Source organism: Agromyces binzhouensis (assembly GCF_042672355.1).
In the GTDB taxonomy this organism is placed as follows: Bacteria; Actinomycetota; Actinomycetes; order Actinomycetales; family Microbacteriaceae; genus Agromyces; species Agromyces binzhouensis.
In genome coordinates this window covers 12,634-29,562 of sequence record NZ_JBHXVJ010000007.1, presented here as the reverse complement: position 1 = coordinate 29,562, position 16,929 = coordinate 12,634, and the positions used below count along the sequence as shown (strand labels likewise).

Sequence of the window (16,929 nt, the reverse complement as noted above, 5' to 3'; positions counted from 1 at the left end):
ATCGCGCAGCGCCGAGGGCCACTTCGGGGGCCGAAGACCGGCACCGCACCCGGTGTGCGAGGTCAGGCGACGGATGCCGCGGCCCGCGCGATCCGCAGGAAGTCCTCGACGGTCAGCTGCTCGCCGCGCGCCTGGGGGTCGACGCCCGCGCGCTCGAGCACGGCGCTCGCCGTGGCGGCGGATCCGCCGAGCACGCCCGACAGCGACTGGCGGAGCATCTTGCGCCGCTGCTGGAACGCGGCGTCGACGATCGCGAACACGACCCGCCGCTCCGCCTCCGTGCCAGGCGGATCGCCGGGGGCCTCGCCGCGCTCGAATCCGACGAGCACGGAGTCGACGTTCGGCACCGGCCAGAACACCATTCGGGACACCTGGCCGGCCGTGCGCCAGTCGCCGTACCAGCTCGCCTTGACGCTCGGACCGCCGTAGACCTTCGAACCGGGCTCGGCGGCGAGCCGGTGTCCGACCTCGGCCTGCACCATGACGATGCCCGAGGTGAGCGACGGGAAGTGCTCGAGCAGGTGCAGCAGCACCGGAACGGAGACGTTGTACGGGAGGTTCGCGACGAGCCGCGTCGGCTCGCCCGGCAGGTCGGTCACGCGCAATGCGTCCTCGCGGACGACCGTGAGCGACGGGCCCGGCTGCATGACGCTGACCGTGTGCGGGAGCTGGGCCGCGAGGCGCGCGTCGATCTCGACCGCGATCACCCGCGCTCCGGCCTCGAGGAGCCCGAGCGTGAGCGACCCGAGCCCGGGTCCGATCTCGAGCACGGTCTCGCCGCGCTGCACCCCGGCGGTCTGCACGATGCGGCGGACCGTGTTGGCGTCGTGCACGAAGTTCTGGCCGAGCTTCTTCGTCGGCGTGACGTCGAGCAGTTCGGCGAGGTCGCGGATCTCGGCCGGTCCGAGCAGGCGCGGCGTGACGACGCCGCCGCCGTCGGCCTCGTGTCGATGCGCGTTCACGCCCTGCTCCCCCGCACCCTCACGATGCTCCGGCAGCCGGCGGCGCCTGCGCGCGCGGCACGCCGCGTCACGCGGAACCCGCCTCGAGCCCGTCGGCCCACGTGCCGTACGCGCGCTCGGTGTTCGCGGCGACCTGGGCGCACAGCTCGTCGAGGTCGGCACCGAGCGTTGCGGCCATGAACCGCATGGTGTGCGGCACGAGGTACGGCGCGTTCGGCCGCCCGCGCAACGGCACCGGGGTGAGGTACGGCGCGTCGGTCTCGACGAGGATCCGGTCGCGCGGCACGGCCCGCAGGGCGTCGCGGAGGTTCTCGGCGTTCTTGAACGTCACGTTGCCGGCGAACGAGCAGTACCAGCCGGCGTCGCCCGCGAGCCGGGCGAGCTCCCGACCGCCCGAGAAGCAGTGGAAGATCGTCGTGTCGGGGGCGCCGGCCCGGCGCAGCGTCGCCACCACCTCGTCGTGCGCGTCGCGGTCGTGGATCTGCAGCGCGATGCCGTGGCGCTTGGCGATCTCGATGTGCGCCTCGAACGAGCGGAACTGCGCCTCGCGGCCGTCGTCGCCGGTGCGGTAGAAGTCGAGCCCGGTCTCGCCGACGGCCCGCACGCGCGCCTGCGCGGCGAGTTCGTCGATCACCGCGATCGCCGCATCGAGCTCGCCGCGGGCGGCGAGCTCGGGCGCCTCGTTCGGGTGCAGAGCGACCGCGGCCAGCAGTCGCGGCTCGCGGGCCGCGATCTCGGCGGACCAGCGGCTCGTCGCGACATCCGTGCCGACCTGCACGGCTCCCGCGACGCCGACGGATGCCGCGCGCTCGAGGTGCTCGTGCGCCGTGAGCGGCAGCGCACCGTCGGCGATCTCGAGGTGGGTGTGGTTGTCGTAGACGGGCACCGCGAGCGGCTCGGGCGAAGGCGGGTACTCGACGGCGCGCCCGCCGTCGGACCGGGTGCGGAGGTGGTCGGCGCCAGCCGTCACTCGGTCGCCTCCACGCGCGGGAACAGCGGCTCGAGCGCCGAGGTCTGGGTGCCGACGCTCCACTCGTGTGCGCGGTCGATGCGCTGATCCTGCACGGTGCCGGGCGCGCCGAGCGCGGTCCAGAGCTTCGCCGTGGCCTTCGGCAGCACGGGCGAGAGCAGCACGGCGAGCGTGCCGACCCCGTGGTAGGCCGTCTCGAGTACGGCCTCGAGGCGCGCGCGCTTCGTCTCGTCCTTCGCGAGGACCCACGGCTCCTGCTCGGTGATGTACCCGTTCAGGGCGTCGACGAGCCTCCACGTGGCGGCGATCGCCTCGTGGATCTGCAGGCGGTCGATCGCCTGCCACGCGGCGTCCGTCGCCTCCTGCTCGATGCGCCGGATCGCCTCGTCGGCCTCGGTGCGGGCCTCCCCGGTGCCGGTGGGCACGGCGCCGCTGCAGTAGCGGCCGATCATCGCGATCACGCGCGAGGCGAGGTTGCCGAAGCCGTTCGCGAGCTCGGCCTGGTAGCGCGCCGCGAGGTCCTCCCATGAGAACGAGCCGTCCTGCCCGAAGGAGATCGCCGACAGGAAGTAGTAGCGGAACGCGTCGGAGCCGAACGTGTCGGTGATCTGCGACGGCGCGATGCCGGTGAGCTTCGACTTCGACATCTTCTCGCCGCCGACGAGCAGCCAGCCGTGGCCGAACACGCCGGTCGGCACGTCGAGGCCGGCGGCCATGAGCATCGCCGGCCAGATGACGGCGTGGAAGCGGAGGATGTCCTTGCCGACGAGGTGCTGCGCCGGCCACCGGCGCGCGAACCGGTCGTCGTCCTCGCCGTACCCGACGGCGGTGATGTAGTTGAGGAGCGCGTCGAACCAGACGTAGACGACGTGCGTCTCGTCCCACGGGACCTTCACGCCCCAGTCGAACGTGGACCGCGAGATCGAGAGGTCGTCGAGGCCGCGTCGCACGAAGCTGACGACCTCGTTGCGCGCCGACTCGGGCTGGACGAAGTCGGGCCGCTCCTCGTAGAGGGCGAGCAGCCTGTCGGCGAACGCCGACATGCGGAAGAAGTAGTTCTTCTCGTGCAGCAGCTCGACGGGCTTGGAGTGGATGGCGCAGACCAGCTGCCCCTCGTACTCGCCGGTGCCGTCGACGAGCTCGGACTGCTGCTTGTACTCCTCGCAGCCGACGCAGTAGTAGCCCTCGTACTCGCCGGTGTAGATCCACCCCTCGTCGAAGAGGTGCTGGAGGAACCGCTGGACGTTGCGCTCGTGGCGCTCGTCGGTCGTGCGGATGAAGTCGTCGTTGGCGACGTCGACCGTGTCGAGCAGCGGCTTCCACGCGTCGGCGACGAGCTTGTCGGCCCATTCCTGCGGGCTCACGCCGTTGGCGGTCGCGGTGCGCAGGATCTTCTGGCCGTGCTCGTCGGTGCCGGTGAGCATCCACGTGTCGCGACCCGCCTGGCGGTTCCACCGCGCGAGCACGTCGGCGGCCACCTCCGTGTACGCGTGCCCGATGTGGGGCACGTCGTTGACGTAGAAGATGGGGGTCGTGATGTAGAACGAGGAGGCGTCGGCCATGCCGACAATCCTACGGGCGCGCACACGCCCGCTACGCCCGGGCGGACTCCCGCCCGGCCGGACGCCCGCCCGGCCGGACGCCCGCCCGGCTCAGCCGCGGGGACCGCTCGGCTCCACCACGGGGATGGATCCGGTCCGCAGGTGCCGGGCGCGTCCGTCGCCGATGACCGGCGGCAGCACGCCCTCGACCGACATCCGCTCGTGCGGGGTCGGGACGCCGATGGTGAGGTCCTGCTGCTTGAGCCGAGACGGCTTCACCTTCTGGCCGGGGTAGTCGACGAGGTTCATGCCGATCACGATCTTCCCGGGGGCGTCGCGCCGGTCGAGCTCCCGGTAGGCGTCGGCGATGTCGGCGAGCGGGAACACGTCGGCGATCGGCAGTCGGACCTGCCGGTCGGCGATGAGCTGCGCGATGCGCCCGAGCGCGATGGTGTCGCCCGCGTACAGCTTGACCGCATCGTCGTCCTCGACCGCGTCCCAGTCCGTCGTCGTGAACACGCGCGACGCCGGGACCCCGAGCTCCGCTGCCTCCGCGGCCTGGCCTCCGAGGAAGTCGAGGAACGCGGTGACCTGCCGATCGGTGATGCTCCGGATGCGCGATGCGAGGTCGGGCCCGTACGCGATCGGCTCGATCCCGAACTGGCGGACGAAGTCGAACCGCGACTCGGTCGTGGTGCCGATCACCACCGCACCGCGAACCCGCGCGAGCTGCGCCGCGAGACACCCGATCCCGCCGGCGACCGCGGTGATCACCACGACGTCGTTCGGGCCGAGGTTCAGGCCGTCGACGGCGGCGAGCGCGGTCGTCCCCGCGACGTACAGCGACCCGGCGACCTCCCAGGACACCGACGCCGGCTTGGGAAGGAGCTGCGACGCGGGCGCGACGACGAAGGTCGCCTGGGCTCCTCGCGAGACGAATCCCATCACCTCGTCGCCGCGCCGGAACCGCGTCACGCCGTCCCCGATCGCGTCCACCACTCCTGCGACGTCGCGGCCCTGGCCGGATGGGAACTCGACCGGCCAGCGATCGGCGTGATCGCCTCGACGCACCGCCGTCTCCACGGGCGAGATCCCGCTCGCGAACACCTTGACTCGCACTTCCCCTGGGCCGGGCTCCGGGACCGGGACCTCGGTCACCTCGAGCACGTCGGGCCCCCCGAACCGGTTGAATCGCACTGCCTGTGCCATGTCCGTCACCCCCGAAACGACGCTGTTGATTCAGAGTGCGCCCGGATCATGTGAGCGGCGTGGGAGCCACCTGTGATTTCGATACGTGTGCATGGACCGCGGGGGAACGCGAACCGCCGGGAGGGCATCCGGCCGCGCGGGCACCCGGGTCCCTCGGCGTCAGCGGGCGGCGCGGGCGGCGAGCGCGGCCTCGTAGAGGTCTCGCTTGCCGAGGCCCGTCTCGCCGGCGACGAGCGCCGCGGCATCCTTCAGCCTGGTGCCGGATGCCGCGAGCGCGACGACCCGCGCGACCGCCTCGCCCGCATCGGCGACCGGGGCCTCCGTCGCCCCGCCGACCACGACGCAGATCTCGCCGCGGACGCCGGCCTCGGCCCACTCCGCGAGCTCGCGGAGCGGGCCGCGTCGAACCTCCTCGTGCAGCTTCGTGAGCTCGCGGCACACCGCGGCGGGCCGGTCGGCGCCGAATTCCTCGGCGAGCGCGCCGAGGCTCGCCGCGAGGCGCGACGGCGCCTCGAAGAAGACGAGCGTGCGGCGGTCGCCCGCGAGTTCCGCGAGGCGTCGTGAGCGATCGCCAGCCTTGCGCGGGAGGAACCCCTCGAACGCGAACCGATCGGTCGGCAGGCCGGAGACGGCGAGCGCCGTCACGACCGCACTGGGCCCGGGTATCGCGGTCACGTCGACGCCGGCGGCCACAGCCGCCTGCACGAGCGGGAAGCCCGGGTCGGACACGGTCGGCATGCCCGCGTCGCTCAGCACGAGCAGGTCGTCGTCGCGAGCCAGTTCGACGAGGTCGGCCGCGCGTGCGCGCTCGTTGTGCTCGTGCAGGGCGATGAGTCGGGGCCGATTGGCGATGCCCAGCGCGGCGAGGAGACGCTGCGTGACGCGCGTGTCCTCCGACGCGACGACGTCGGCGTCCTCCAGCGCCTGCCGGAGCCGGGTCGATGCGTCGCCGAGGTTGCCGATGGGCGTCGCCGCGAGGATGATCACCGCTCCAGTCTGGCGCACGGATGCCGCGGGAGGCGCGGATACAGTGGAGCGCATGGGTCTCCACGGGGTCGGCGCTGACGCGCGCGACGAGCACGAGGCGACCTCCACCGGACGCGACGGCGGGGCATCCGCCGGATCGAGCGCGACCGCGACCGCGACCGACGCGACCCCGGCGGCCCCCGTCGCCCCGGCAGCCCCCGTCGCCCCCGCGACCCCCGTCGGCACCCGCCTCGACGCGTGGTGGGCGAACCTGCTCCGCACGCCGCGCCGCCGAGCCCTCTGGACCTGGGGCGGCCCGATCGCCGTCACCCTCCTCGCGGCGGTACTGCGGTTCTGGAACCTCGGGAATCCGCAGGCGATCGTGTTCGACGAGACCTACTACGTGAAGGACGCCTGGACGCTCCTCGCCAACGGGTACGAGTCGGCGTGGCCGGAGGGCGCGAACGAGGACTTCGCACGCGGCGACACCGAGGTGTTCTCCGACGACCCGGCGTACGTCGTGCACCCGCCGCTCGGCAAGTGGATGATCGGGCTCGGCATGGCGCTCTTCGGAGCCGACAGCGCGTTCTGGTGGCGCGCGTCGACGGCGCTCGCCGGCACGATCGCCGTGTTCCTCATGACGCTGGTCGGCCGACGCCTCTTCCGCTCCACGCTCGTCGCCGTGATCGCCGGGTTCCTGCTCGCCATCGACGGCAACGCGATCGTGATGAGCCGGGTCGCGCTGCTCGACAACTGGGTCATGCTCTTCGCCCTGTTCGGATTCTGGTTCGTGCTCCTCGACCGCACGGCGTCCGAGTCACGGCTGCGCGAACGGCTCGCCGCGCTGCACGAGGGCGGAGCCGAGCCGCACTGGGGGCCGGTGATCTGGGCGCGTCCGTGGGTGATCGCCGCGGGCGTCGCGTTCGGTGCGGCCACCGCCGTGAAGTGGTCGGGCCTCTACTTCGTCGCCGCCTTCGGCATCTACCTCGTCCTCGTCGACGCGATGGCCCGGCGGCGCGCCGGGCTGGGCTTCTGGGTCGAGGGCGCGCTGTTCAAGCAGGCGCCTGCGACCTTCCTCCTGCTGGTCCCGGTGGCCGGCGTCGTCTACCTCGCGTCCTGGGCCGGATGGCTCGTGACCGACGGCGGCTACTACCGCGGGTGGGCCGACGAACCGGGCAACGCGGCGACGGGGTTCTGGTCGTGGGTGCCGCACTCGCTCCAGAGCCTGTGGCACTACCACCAGGCTGCGTACGGGTACCACGTCGGCGTGGCCTCCCCTCATCCGTGGCAGGCGAACCCGCTGACCTGGCCGATCTCGCTGCGCCCGACGAACATGTACTTCGCCTCGACGATCGACGGGTCGGGGGGCTGCGGCCAGGGGGAGTGCTGGGCGTCGATCATGGGCATCCCGAACCCGATCATCTGGTGGGCCGCGACGCTCGCCACGGGCTACCTCGTCTACCGCTTCGCCCGGTATCGCGAGTGGACGGCGGGCGCCATCCTCGTCGGCGTCGCCGCCGGCTACCTGCCGTGGCTCATGTACCTCGGCCGCACGGTCTTCCAGTTCTACACGATCGCCTACGAGCCTTACGTGCTGCTCGCGCTCGCCGCGGTCATGGGCATCGTGCTCGGCCGGCGCGACCACCCGAGGTGGCGGCGCCAGCAGGGCATCGCCACCGTCGGGGTGTTCCTCGGCGTGGCGGTGGCGGTCTCGATCTTCTTCCTCCCGCTCTGGACCGCGGTGCCCGTGACGCCCGACTTCCGGCAGTTGCACTTCTGGCTGCCGGGCTGGGGATGAACGGTCGGGGGCCCGACGGCCCGGGCCCTGCATCGCGGCGGTGGCGCAGCCGGACGGCCGGCCTCGGCGTCGCGGCGGCCGCCGCCGCGTTCGCCTGGCTGGTCCACCTCGCCGTCCCGGTCGTCCCGCTCCTGACGGTCGCCGTCGCGGCGGGCATCGTGGCCGGCCAGGTCCCCGCCCTGCGCCCCGCGCTCGACGGGGTCCTGCGGCCGGGCCTCGCGTTCTCGGCGCGGACGCTGCTGCGCGCCGGCATCGTCCTGCTCGGCCTGAAGCTGAGCCTCGCCGACATCGCGGGGCTCGGCTGGATCACGATCCTCACCACCGTGGCCGTCGTCGTGCTCACCTTCGCCGGCACGTTGGCGCTCGGCCGTGCCATGCGGCTGCCCGGTCACGAGCCGCTGCTCATCGCGAGCGGGTTCGCGATCTGCGGGGCGTCGGCCATCGGCGCGATGGCGGCGACGGTGCGGGCCCGCGACGACGAGCAGGCCCGTCCGGTCGCGCTCGTCACCCTGTGCGGCACGCTCGCGATCGCCGTGCTGCCCGCGCTGTGGCATCCGCTCGGCCTGTCGGCCGCGCAGTTCGGGCACTGGGTCGGAGCGGGCGTGCACGACGTCGGGCAGGTCGTCGCGACCGCCCAGATCGCGGGGGCCTCGGCGCTCGCCGTCGCGGTGGTCGTGAAGCTCACCCGCGTGCTGCTGCTCGCACCGATGGTGGCGATCGCCGCGGGCGCAGAGCGGCGACGGTCGACGGATGCCTCCGGCCCGCGCCCCGCGATCGTGCCGCTGTTCGTCGCGGGGTTCCTCGTCGCGGTGCTCGTCCGAACGTTCCTGCCGGTGCCCGAGGTGGTGCTGACGGCCGCCGACCTCGTGCAGACGACGCTCCTCGCGATGGCGCTGTTCGCGCTCGGCGCGTCGATCCGCGTCGCCGCGCTGCTGCACACGGGCTGGCGCGCGCTGGTGACCGGCCTCGCGTCGTGGGTGCTCGTCGCGGCGCTCGCCTACGGTGCGGTGCTGCTCGGCTGAGCACCCGCGTCCGGCGTCACCCGGTCCCGCCTCCCCCAGCGTGATCGGATGTCGCGGCGCTCGCCGCGGCGTCGGATGCGGCATCCGCCTGCGCGTCGGGCCGGATGCGGATCGCGACCTTGCCGCGAACCGATCCGGATGCCAGCCGGGCGAGGGCCTCCGGCCCGCGTTCGAGCGGGAAGACCTCGTCGACCACCGGTCGGAGCCGCCCGGCCTCCGCGAGTGCGCGGACCTCGTCGAGGTCGTCGCCGTGGTGCTTGGCCGCCAGCGGCTTCAGGCGGCGCCTCGTGAACGGCGAGCGCAGCGTGGCGGCCGCCATCCGGGGCAGGGGGCCGAAGGTGCGCGAGCCCGTGCCCGCCGAGAGCACGAGCGTGCCGCGCGGCGCGAGGATCCTGCTGAGCGCGGTGAGCGACTGCGCCGCGACGAGGTCGATGATGACGTCGTAGACGGCGGCGTCCCGCGTGGGGTCCTCCGTGCGGTGGTCGATCACGCGGCTCGCGCCGGCGGCGCGCACGTGGTCGGCCTTCGCGCCGCTGGCGACGCCGGTGACCTCCGCGCCGAGCGCCGACGCGAGCTGGACGGCGTACGTTCCGACGCCACCCGACGCGCCGATCACGAGCACGCGGTCCCCCGGCCCGACGCGACCGAGCCGGAGCGCCTGCAACGCGGTCGTGGCCGACACCGGGATCACGGCGGCGTGGACGTCGTCGAGGTTCGCGGGGGCGCGCCGGACGTACCTGGCCGCGACCACCACGGTCTCGGCGAAGCCGCCCCGGTCGGACTCGGCGAACACCCGGTCGCCGACGGCGAGCTCGGCGACGCCCTGGCCGACGGCGGTGACGACGCCGGCGATGTCCCGCCCGATGACGGGCTGCTTCGGGCGCTTCACCCCGAAGGCGGCCCGGATCAGCAGCGGCTCGCCGCGCATGATCCACACGTCGCCGGCGTGGACGCCGGCCGCCGTGACCGCGACCGCGACCTCCCCGCGGCCGGGCGCGGGCTCGGGGACGTCGGCGACCGCGAGGACCTCGGGGCCGCCGTAGCCGTTCTGTACGATCGCGCGCATCATGCCTCCTGGTGTTCGGGCACGGGCGTGACGACGACCGTGCCGGCCTTGTGTCCGGTGTCGACGAGGCGGTGCGCGTCGGCGACCGCGTCGAGCGGGAACACGCGCTCGATGACGGGCGTGAACGTCCCGGCTGCGGCGAATGCGGCGAGCTGCTCGAGGTCGGGCCGCTTGGCCTCGGCCGAGCGGAGTCCGGTGAACATGACCACCGCGCGGCGGTGGCCGAGTCGCGACGTCACCTGCTGGGCCATGATCGCCCACGACGGCACTGTGGTGAGGTAGCGGCCGTCCGGGGCGAGCACGGCTCGCGCCCGCCGGAAGGTCGACTTGCCGACCGCGTCGAACACGATGTCGAAGGGTGCTCCCGGCGCGTCCCGGCGCATCGCGTCCTCGTGCGTGTAGTCGACGACCCTCGCCGCGCCGAGGCCGGTCACGAGTTCGGCGTGCGACGGGCCGCACACCGCGGTGACCTCGGCGCCGAAGTGGACGGCGAGTTGCACCGCGGCTGCGCCGACCGCGCCGGAGGCGCCGTTGACGAGCACACGGCTGCCGCGCCGGACGCGGCCGCCGTCGCGGAGGAACGGCAGCGCCGTCATCGCACCGTCGCAGATCGCGACGGCCGCTTCGACGGACACCCCGTCGGGCAGGGGGACGACGGCGCCGTCCTCCCGGACGACCACCGCGTCGGCATGCGCGCCGCCGTCCGCTCCGGTCGCGCCGAACACGCGATCCCCCACGGCGAAGCGCGTCACTCCCCCGCCGACCGCGTCGACGACACCGGCGAAGTCCGAGCCGAGCACGGCGTTGCGCGGACGGCGCAGCCCGAATGCGAGCCGCGCGAACCAGGGCGAACCCGATCGTCCGGCGGCATCCGCCGCCCCGACCGACGCCGCGTGCACGCGCACGCGGATCTCCCCGGGACCGGGCTCAGGCCGCTCCCGCTCCTCGACCCCGACGACCTCGGGGGCACCGTACCGGTGATACGCGGCGATCCTCATGATGCCGACACCTCCTCTTGGGGGTACTGGAAGACGTCGTCGAGCGGTACCCCGAACACCCGAGCGATCTGGAAGGCCATCTCGAGGGAGGGCGAGTAGCGCCCCTGCTCGATGGCGATGACGGTCTGGCGGGTGACGCCGAGGCGCTCTGCGAGCTCGGCCTGCGTCATCTCGCCGTGGCGGAAGCGCAGCGAACGGATGTCGTTCGTGACCCGCGTGGGCTTCACCATGCGGGCACCCCCCGGCGGTACATCACGAGCTTCGCGACGCTCGACAGGATGCCGGCGAGCACGAACCCGAGGTAGATCGCGTTCGCGATCCAGAACCAGTGCACCTGGAGCATGGCCAGGATGAGCGCGCCGACCCCGGCGGCGACGACGAGCGAGTTGCCCACCTGCTCGCCGGCGCGGTCGATCTGCTTGTCGCGCACGTCGGCGCGGTGGCTCTCGCTCGGCGTGATGACCTCGAGCAGGATCCGCCCGACGATGCCGGCGACGATGGCGCCGCCGATCGTCCAGAGCATGGGGATCGCGTAGTCGACCTCGTCGACGGGCGTCCCGGCGGCGAGCTGTGCGAGCACGAGCCAGAGGTAGATCCCGTAGACCACGATCGTGACCACGAGGAACGACCACGTGCCCTTCTCCTCGTACGACATCCGCGTTCCCTTCGATGTGAAGAATGTTTGACATGCCCAGTGTCAACCATTGTCGACACCATGTCAAGCATTCTTTACACACCGGACGCGGCGCCCGCCCGCCCTCCGAGCGCCGTGCTCGAAGCGATGTCATCTGCACCGCTGGGCGCTCGCAGCGGTGCAGGTGGCATCCACTCGACGACGTGGACCGGCGGCCCGGCGGAGCACGGCGGCGGTCGGCTAGTGGTCGGCGCCGCCGACGAGCTTCAGGCCGACGACGCAGCCCACGAGCCCCGCGATGAGCGCCAGGCGCGCCCACGAGACCTCCGTCTCGCCCGTGATCATGGCCCAGATCACGGTGAGGGCCGCGCCGATGCCGACCCACACCGCGTACGCGGTGCCGACGGGAAGGCCGCGCATCGCCCACGCGAGCCCGCCCATCGAGAGGACGAGGGCCACGCCGAACACGACCGACGGCCAGAGCTTGGTGAACCCCTCGGACTTGCCGAGGGCGGTGGCCCACACGGCCTCGAGCACACCGGAGACGATGAGGACGATCCACGACATGACAAGCACTCCTTCGGCCAGTCTTGTCGCGTTCCGGGTACTGGGTTCCCTCGTCCGGTGCCGCCGTCGGGCGACATGAGCGAGGCTAGCAACGCGACCTGATCAGGCCATGTGCACTGCGAGCGCCTGCGGCGTAGCCTGACGGCATGGCGCGCATCCGCGTGGACGGGGTCGGACTCCACGTCGAGGAGCGCGGCGCGGGAGCGCCGATCCTCGGGATCCACGGCACGCCGAGTTCGGCCGTGCTCTGGGCCGACGCCGCGGAACGGCTCGCCGCGCACGGGCGAGCCATCACGTACGACCGCCGCGGCTTCGCGCGCAGCGCCGGCAAGCGAGCGGATGCCGCGACGGGGCTCGACGACCACGTGGCCGACGCCGCCGCACTGCTCGAACGACTCGGCGCGACGCCGGCCGCCGTCATCGGCCGCAGCACCGGCGGGCTCATCGCGCTCGAGCTCGCGCGCCGGCATCCGGACGCGGTCTCGTCGCTCGTGCTCCTCGAGCCCGCGCTCCTCACGATCGACGACGCCGCCCGGGCCTGGGCCGCGGAGGCCCGCGAGCGCATCGCCGCCGCGGCCGCCGACGCCCCCGACCGGGCCGCAGAGGCGGTGTTCCGCGTCATGCTGGGCGACGACGCGTGGACCGACCTCCCCTCGGAGGTCCGCGACGCGTTGGCGGCGGCGAACGGCGGCGTGCTCGCCGAACTCGCCGGCGACGGCCTCGACCTGTCCGAGCGGCCTCGACGCTACGACGCCGAGGAGCTCGAGGCGGTGCGCGCGCCGACACTCGTCGTGGTCGCGGAGGCGTCGCCTCCGCCGCTGCACCGCGCAGCGGAGTGGATCGTCGGGCACCTCCCGGACGCGCGTCGCGCCGACGTCGGCGGCGGTCATCTCATCGACCCGGCCGATCCCGTGGTGCTGGAGTTCATCGACGCGCACGCCGCGCGCTGACGCGAGGATCAGGTCCCGGCGAGCCCTGTCGGCGAGCCGTCCGGCTGGGCCGCGCGCCCGGCAGCGAACCGCGACGGCGCGGGCCCCGACCCGTCGGCGAGGTCGGCGAGGATCCGCCCGACCACGGGCGTGAACTTGAAGCCGTGCCCCGAGAAGCCGGCGCCGACGACGATCGGTCCGATGCGGTCGAGCACGAAGTGCTCGTCGGGCGTGGTGGTGTACGTGCAGCTGATCGGCGTCGCGGCGTCGGCGTCGACGCCGGGCAGCCAGTCCCGCGCGTAGCGCTGCAGGTCGGCCAGCTGGTCGGGCACGGGGAGGAAGTCGCGCGCGTCGGGATCGACGACCGGCCCGACCCCGTGCCATCCTGCCTTCACGCCCTCGCCCGGCGTGAGCATGCCGTAGACGGGCGAGCGCCAGTAGCCGTACCCGTCGGCCGCCGCACCCGGGAAGTGGTTGTAGCTCGGCCACGGCATCGACTCGTCGCGCACCGCGAAGTGGGCGGGCCCCTCCTGCGTGACGACGAGCGGCGGCAGCGCGAGTCCGTCGACGAACCTCGTGGTCCACGCGCCGAGCGTCACGACGGCCGTCCGAGCCTCGACGACCTGCTCGACGCCGTCAGGGTCGACGGATGCCACGCGCACGCGATCCTCGCCGAGGGTCTCGATCCGCGTGGCCCGCGTCCGGTGCCGGACGTCGGCGCCGGCGGCGGCGGCGGTCGCGTGCAGCGCGGCGATCGCGGCATCCGCGTTCACCCGCCCCGCCCGCTCGTTGAAGAGGACCCGCGTGTCGAAGCGGATGCCCGGCCACCGGCGCGACGCCTCGTCGACCGGCAGGAACTCCGACGGGATCCCGGCCGCGGTGAGGGCGGCGTGGACCGCGTCGAAGTGCGCGGCGGGGCCGTGGTTCGCGACCCCGACGAGCTCGAGCAGGGGCGTTCGCGCCTCCGCCTCGAGCTCGCGCCAGAGCGGCAGCGCCTCGACGAGCATCGCGACGTAGGCCGGGTCGGCGTACCCGACGTTGAAGTTCCGGGAGGCGCCGTGCGACGCGCCGTTGCGGTGCCCCGGCTCGTACCGTTCGAGCAGCACGACGTCGCGGCCACGCCGCGCGAGCTGCCACGCGGTCGCCGCCCCCATCGCCCCGCCGCCGACGACGACGGTCTCGACGCGGGTGACGCCGCTCATCGCGTCGCCGCCGCCGCGGAGGTCGGGTGGATGCCGTCGGTATCTGCGGGTTCGCGATCCTCCGCACCCGCAGATTCTGACGACATCCCGGTCGAAGCCACCTGCCGGAAGTGCTCGACGACCGGGAACGGCTCGTAGTAGCCGTGCAGCAGTTCGCGCCAGCGGCCGTACTCCGGCGCCTCGCGGAAGCCGGGGTCGTGGTCCTCGAGCCGCTCCCAGTGCACGAGCAGCAGGTAGGCGTTCGGCGTCTCGATCGAGCGCGACAGCGTCAGGGCGACGAAGCCGGGCATGCCGGAGATGATGGTCCGCGCCTCGGCGAAGGCGGCCTCGAACTCGTCCTCGCGGCCGGGGACGACGGGCAGGATCGCGTGCTCCAGGATCACGCGGGCCACGCTACCGCGCACCGTTGGCAGCCGCGCGCGGTGGAATGGCAGCCGGCGGCGACGCCCGCGCCGGGTCGCCGCGCGACGATGGAGGCATGGACCTCGACGACACCGCCGCCCTGATCGTGATCGACGTGCAGCAGGGATTCGACGACCCCGCGTACTGGGGCGAGCGCGACAACCCCGATGCCGAGGCGAACATCGCACGGCTCGTCGACGGGTGGGCGGATGCCTCGCGGCCGATCGTGCTCGTCCGCCACGACTCGCGCGAGCCCGGCTCGCCGCTCGCGGCGGAGACGCCCGGCAACGCGCTGAAGCCCGTCGTCGCCGACGCCCCGCACGACCTCTTCGTCACGAAGCACGTGAACTCGGCCTTCTACGGCGACCCCGACCTGCACGCATGGCTGGGCGAGCGCGGCATCCGCCAGCTCGTGGTCTGCGGCATCCAGACGAACCAGTGCGTCGAGACCACCGCCCGGATGGCGGGCAACCTCGGCTACGACGTCGTGCTGCCGATCGACGCGACGCACACGTTCGCGATGGCGGGTCCGGGCGGGATCCGCCTCACCGCCGCCGAGCTCGCCCGCGCGACCGCGGTGAACCTCGACGGCGGCGGCTTCGCACGCGTCGTCACCACCGACGACGTGCTCGGCGGCTAGGCTCCGGCGGCGGCATCCGTTGCCCTGCGTTACGGCCGGGTGCGGATGCGGCGGAACACCGGACTACCGTGTCCCCATGGCAGACCGCGAATACGGCTTCAAGACCCGCGCCATCCACGCGGGAAACATCCCCGACGCCGAGGCGGGCGCCCGCGCGCTCCCGATCTACCAGTCGAGCGCGTTCGTCTTCGACGACACGGCGGATGCCGCCGCGCGCTTCGCGCTGCAGAAGTACGGCAACATCTACTCGCGGCTGGCGAACCCCACGGTCGCGGCGTTCGAGGAGCGCGTCGCGAGCCTCGAGGGCGGCCTCGGCGCGGTCGCGACCGCGAGCGGGCTGTCGGCGCAGTACATCACCTTCGCGAGCCTCGCCGGCAGCGGCGACCACATCGTGGCATCCGCGAACCTGTACGGCGGCTCGATCACGCAGCTGGATGTCACGCTCCGCCGCTTCGGCGTCGAGACCACGTTCATCCGATCGTCCGAGCCGGCCGACTACGCGCCCGCGATCACCGAGCGCACCAAGGCGATCTTCGTCGAGACCGTCGCGAACCCGTCGGGTGAGATCGCCGACCTCGAGGGGCTCGCCGACGTGGCGCACGCCCACGGGATCCCGCTGATCGTCGACTCGACGATCGCGACGCCGTACCTGAACCGCCCGATCGAGTGGGGCGCCGACCTCGTGACGCACTCGGCGACGAAGTTCCTCGGCGGGCACGGCACGACGCTCGGCGGCGTGGTCGTCGAGTCGGGCCGCTTCGACTGGCACTCCGAGAAGTTCCCGCTCTTCGGCGAGCCGGTGCCGAGCTACGGCGGCCTGCAGTGGTCGGGCAACTTCGGCGAGTACGCCTTCCTCACCCGGCTCCGGGCCGAGCAGCTGCGCGACATCGGGCCGGCGCTCGCGCCGCACTCGGCGTTCCTCCTCGCCCAGGGCGTCGAGACGCTGCCGTACCGCATCCAGGCGCACATCGACAACGCGCGCGCCGTCGCGGAGTGGCTCGACGCCGACCCGCGCATCGAGCGCGTCTTCTGGGCGGGACTGCCCGACCACCCGCACTTCGAGCGCGCGGGCAAGTACCTCCCCAAGGGCCCGGGCTCGGTGTTCAGCTTCGAGGTGAAGGGCGGCCGCCAGGTCGGCCAGAAGCTCATCGAGTCGGTGAACCTGGCGAGCCACCTCGCGAACATCGGCGACGCGAAGACGCTGATCATCCACCCCGCGTCGACCACGCACGCGCAGCTCACCGACCAGCAGCTCGTCGACGCGGGTGTGCTGCCCGGCGTCATCCGCCTCTCGGTGGGCATCGAGGACGTCGAGGACATCATCGCCGACCTCGACCAGGCCCTGACCGCTGCGACGCGCGACCGCGTCCTGACCACCGTGGGAGGCGCGCGATGAGCATCGCGAGCGACACCGACGCGACGACGACCGAGGCGGATGCCGCGGCATCCGACGTCGAGACCGTCCGACTCGTCAACGGGCTCTCGTGCGAGCTGCCCGCGACCTCGCCGCTCGCGAAGCTGCTGAAGTCGCAGCGCACGTGGATCGGGCCCGACGCGAAGCAGCGACTGCGCATCCTGAACGCCGCGAGGTCGATCGCGATCGTCGGCGCCTCGCCGAAGCCGCAGCGCTCGAGCTACTTCGTGGGCACCTACCTGCAGCAGTCGAGCGACTACCGGGTCTACTTCGTGAACCCGAACGAGACCGAGATCCTCGGGCAGCCGGCGTACGCGAGCCTGCGTGACCTGCCCGAGGTGCCCGACATCGTCGTGGTGTTCCGGCGCGGCAGCGACATCCCCTCCGTCGTCGACGAGGTCGTCGCCGTCGGCGCGAAGACGATCTGGGTCCAGCTCGGCATCTGGAACGAGCAGGCCGCCTACTACGGCGAGGAGCAGGGCCTCACGGTCGTCATGGACCGCTGCATCAAGGTCGAGCACGCGCGCTTCCACGGCGGGCTGCACCTCCTGGGCTTCGACACCGGGCAGATCACGAGCCGTCGCGGCGGACGCTGACGCGACCTCCCAG

Annotated in this window: 18 protein-coding genes and 1 riboswitch; of the genes, 6 read left to right on the top strand and 12 right to left on the bottom strand. The window is 73.0% G+C overall.

All coding sequences use genetic code 11. The features are described 5' to 3' along the window. Nucleotides 1-62: 62 nt before the first annotated feature. The 5 genes from rsmA to rsmI form a co-directional block, all read right to left on the bottom strand. Nucleotides 63-962: a 16S rRNA (adenine(1518)-N(6)/adenine(1519)-N(6))-dimethyltransferase RsmA gene (gene rsmA / locus ACFVHK_RS12955; protein ID WP_376929158.1), complete on the bottom strand. Its 900-nt coding sequence runs from the start codon at nt 960-962 to the stop codon at nt 63-65. Between the two features lie 67 nt (nt 963-1,029). Continuing rightward, nucleotides 1,030-1,932 carry a TatD family hydrolase gene (locus tag ACFVHK_RS12950; RefSeq protein WP_376929157.1) on the bottom strand — a complete coding sequence of 301 codons (903 nt, stop codon included), beginning with the start codon at nt 1,930-1,932 and terminating at the stop codon, nt 1,030-1,032. Continuing rightward, complete coding sequence (gene metG / locus ACFVHK_RS12945) at nt 1,929-3,494, bottom strand: methionine--tRNA ligase (RefSeq protein WP_376929156.1); 1,566 nt, start codon at nt 3,492-3,494, stop codon at nt 1,929-1,931. Before metG ends, ACFVHK_RS12950 begins: the two co-directional genes overlap by 4 nt. A 90-nt stretch (nt 3,495-3,584) precedes the next feature. Beyond that, entirely contained in the window at nt 3,585-4,682 is a 1,098-nt protein-coding gene (locus tag ACFVHK_RS12940; RefSeq protein ID WP_376929155.1) for an NADP-dependent oxidoreductase, read from the bottom strand. Nucleotides 4,683-4,841: 159 nt separating this feature from the next. Further along, complete coding sequence (rsmI, locus tag ACFVHK_RS12935; RefSeq protein WP_376929154.1) at nt 4,842-5,669, bottom strand: 16S rRNA (cytidine(1402)-2'-O)-methyltransferase; 828 nt, start codon at nt 5,667-5,669, stop codon at nt 4,842-4,844. 52 nt (nt 5,670-5,721) lie between these two features. Between rsmI and ACFVHK_RS12930 the strand changes: the two genes are divergently transcribed. Then, nucleotides 5,722-7,446, top strand: a complete 1,725-nt coding sequence (locus ACFVHK_RS12930) for a dolichyl-phosphate-mannose--protein mannosyltransferase (RefSeq protein ID WP_376929153.1) — start codon at nt 5,722-5,724, stop codon at nt 7,444-7,446. Beyond that, a complete protein-coding gene (locus ACFVHK_RS12925) occupies nt 7,443-8,468 on the top strand; it encodes a YeiH family protein (RefSeq protein WP_376929152.1) in 1,026 nt (341 codons plus the stop codon). The genes ACFVHK_RS12930 and ACFVHK_RS12925 overlap by 4 nt, the downstream gene beginning before the upstream one ends. Nucleotides 8,469-8,484: 16 nt before the next feature. Here ACFVHK_RS12925 and ACFVHK_RS12920 read toward each other — a convergent pair whose 3' ends face one another. The 5 genes from ACFVHK_RS12920 to ACFVHK_RS12900 form a co-directional block, all read right to left on the bottom strand. Beyond that, on the bottom strand, nt 8,485-9,534 hold the full coding sequence (locus ACFVHK_RS12920) for an NAD(P)-dependent alcohol dehydrogenase (RefSeq protein WP_376929151.1): 1,050 nt from the start codon (nt 9,532-9,534) through the stop codon (nt 8,485-8,487). Then, on the bottom strand, nt 9,534-10,532 hold the full coding sequence (locus ACFVHK_RS12915; protein WP_376929150.1) for an NAD(P)-dependent alcohol dehydrogenase: 999 nt from the start codon (nt 10,530-10,532) through the stop codon (nt 9,534-9,536). The genes ACFVHK_RS12920 and ACFVHK_RS12915 overlap by 1 nt, the downstream gene beginning before the upstream one ends. Continuing rightward, complete coding sequence (locus tag ACFVHK_RS12910) at nt 10,529-10,762, bottom strand: helix-turn-helix transcriptional regulator (protein WP_129235617.1); 234 nt, start codon at nt 10,760-10,762, stop codon at nt 10,529-10,531. Before ACFVHK_RS12910 ends, ACFVHK_RS12915 begins: the two co-directional genes overlap by 4 nt. Further along, entirely contained in the window at nt 10,756-11,187 is a 432-nt protein-coding gene (locus ACFVHK_RS12905; protein WP_376929149.1) for a hypothetical protein, read from the bottom strand. The genes ACFVHK_RS12910 and ACFVHK_RS12905 overlap by 7 nt, the downstream gene beginning before the upstream one ends. A gap of 219 nt (nt 11,188-11,406) precedes the next feature. Further along, nucleotides 11,407-11,733: a DMT family transporter gene (locus ACFVHK_RS12900; RefSeq protein ID WP_376929148.1), complete on the bottom strand. Its 327-nt coding sequence runs from the start codon at nt 11,731-11,733 to the stop codon at nt 11,407-11,409. A gap of 12 nt (nt 11,734-11,745) precedes the next feature. Then, nucleotides 11,746-11,812, bottom strand: a riboswitch (guanidine-III (ykkC-III) riboswitch). A 67-nt stretch (nt 11,813-11,879) separates the two neighbouring features. On the opposite strand from ACFVHK_RS12900, the gene ACFVHK_RS12895 reads away from it, so the two are divergent. Next, nucleotides 11,880-12,683: an alpha/beta fold hydrolase gene (locus ACFVHK_RS12895; protein WP_376929147.1), complete on the top strand. Its 804-nt coding sequence runs from the start codon at nt 11,880-11,882 to the stop codon at nt 12,681-12,683. An 8-nt stretch (nt 12,684-12,691) separates the two neighbouring features. On the opposite strand, the gene ACFVHK_RS12890 is transcribed toward ACFVHK_RS12895, so the two are convergent. After that, nucleotides 12,692-13,864: an FAD-dependent oxidoreductase gene (locus ACFVHK_RS12890; protein ID WP_376929146.1), complete on the bottom strand. Its 1,173-nt coding sequence runs from the start codon at nt 13,862-13,864 to the stop codon at nt 12,692-12,694. Then, nucleotides 13,861-14,247: an antibiotic biosynthesis monooxygenase family protein gene (locus ACFVHK_RS12885; RefSeq protein ID WP_376929145.1), complete on the bottom strand. Its 387-nt coding sequence runs from the start codon at nt 14,245-14,247 to the stop codon at nt 13,861-13,863. Before ACFVHK_RS12885 ends, ACFVHK_RS12890 begins: the two co-directional genes overlap by 4 nt. A 95-nt stretch (nt 14,248-14,342) precedes the next feature. On the opposite strand from ACFVHK_RS12885, the gene ACFVHK_RS12880 reads away from it, so the two are divergent. From ACFVHK_RS12880 to ACFVHK_RS12870, 3 genes are all read left to right on the top strand, one after another. Continuing rightward, complete coding sequence (locus ACFVHK_RS12880) at nt 14,343-14,906, top strand: cysteine hydrolase family protein (protein ID WP_376929144.1); 564 nt, start codon at nt 14,343-14,345, stop codon at nt 14,904-14,906. Between the two features lie 76 nt (nt 14,907-14,982). Further along, a complete protein-coding gene (locus ACFVHK_RS12875) occupies nt 14,983-16,302 on the top strand; it encodes an O-acetylhomoserine aminocarboxypropyltransferase/cysteine synthase family protein (RefSeq protein ID WP_376929143.1) in 1,320 nt (439 codons plus the stop codon). Then, nucleotides 16,299-16,916 carry a CoA-binding protein gene (locus tag ACFVHK_RS12870; protein WP_376929142.1) on the top strand — a complete coding sequence of 206 codons (618 nt, stop codon included), beginning with the start codon at nt 16,299-16,301 and terminating at the stop codon, nt 16,914-16,916. The genes ACFVHK_RS12875 and ACFVHK_RS12870 overlap by 4 nt, the downstream gene beginning before the upstream one ends. The last annotated feature ends 13 nt before the right edge of the window (nt 16,917-16,929 follow it).

Bases quoted from the DNA above. Each gene is read 5' to 3' on its own strand.
- ACFVHK_RS12895 (WP_376929147.1), top strand. From the start codon at position 11,880: ATGGCGCGCATCCGCGTGGACGGGGTCGGACTCCACGTCGAGGAGCGC.
- ACFVHK_RS12875 (WP_376929143.1), top strand. From the start codon at position 14,983: ATGGCAGACCGCGAATACGGCTTCAAGACCCGCGCCATCCACGCGGGA.
- ACFVHK_RS12905 (WP_376929149.1), bottom strand. From the start codon at position 11,187: ATGTCGTACGAGGAGAAGGGCACGTGGTCGTTCCTCGTGGTCACGATC.
- ACFVHK_RS12910 (WP_129235617.1), bottom strand. From the start codon at position 10,762: ATGGTGAAGCCCACGCGGGTCACGAACGACATCCGTTCGCTGCGCTTC.
- ACFVHK_RS12890 (WP_376929146.1), bottom strand. From the start codon at position 13,864: ATGAGCGGCGTCACCCGCGTCGAGACCGTCGTCGTCGGCGGCGGGGCG.
- metG (WP_376929156.1), bottom strand. From the start codon at position 3,494: ATGGCCGACGCCTCCTCGTTCTACATCACGACCCCCATCTTCTACGTC.
- ACFVHK_RS12880 (WP_376929144.1), top strand. From the start codon at position 14,343: ATGGACCTCGACGACACCGCCGCCCTGATCGTGATCGACGTGCAGCAG.
- ACFVHK_RS12915 (WP_376929150.1), bottom strand. From the start codon at position 10,532: ATGAGGATCGCCGCGTATCACCGGTACGGTGCCCCCGAGGTCGTCGGG.
- ACFVHK_RS12925 (WP_376929152.1), top strand. From the start codon at position 7,443: ATGAACGGTCGGGGGCCCGACGGCCCGGGCCCTGCATCGCGGCGGTGG.
- ACFVHK_RS12940 (WP_376929155.1), bottom strand. From the start codon at position 4,682: ATGGCACAGGCAGTGCGATTCAACCGGTTCGGGGGGCCCGACGTGCTC.
- ACFVHK_RS12920 (WP_376929151.1), bottom strand. From the start codon at position 9,534: ATGCGCGCGATCGTACAGAACGGCTACGGCGGCCCCGAGGTCCTCGCG.
- ACFVHK_RS12870 (WP_376929142.1), top strand. From the start codon at position 16,299: ATGAGCATCGCGAGCGACACCGACGCGACGACGACCGAGGCGGATGCC.
- ACFVHK_RS12930 (WP_376929153.1), top strand. From the start codon at position 5,722: ATGGGTCTCCACGGGGTCGGCGCTGACGCGCGCGACGAGCACGAGGCG.
- ACFVHK_RS12900 (WP_376929148.1), bottom strand. From the start codon at position 11,733: ATGTCGTGGATCGTCCTCATCGTCTCCGGTGTGCTCGAGGCCGTGTGG.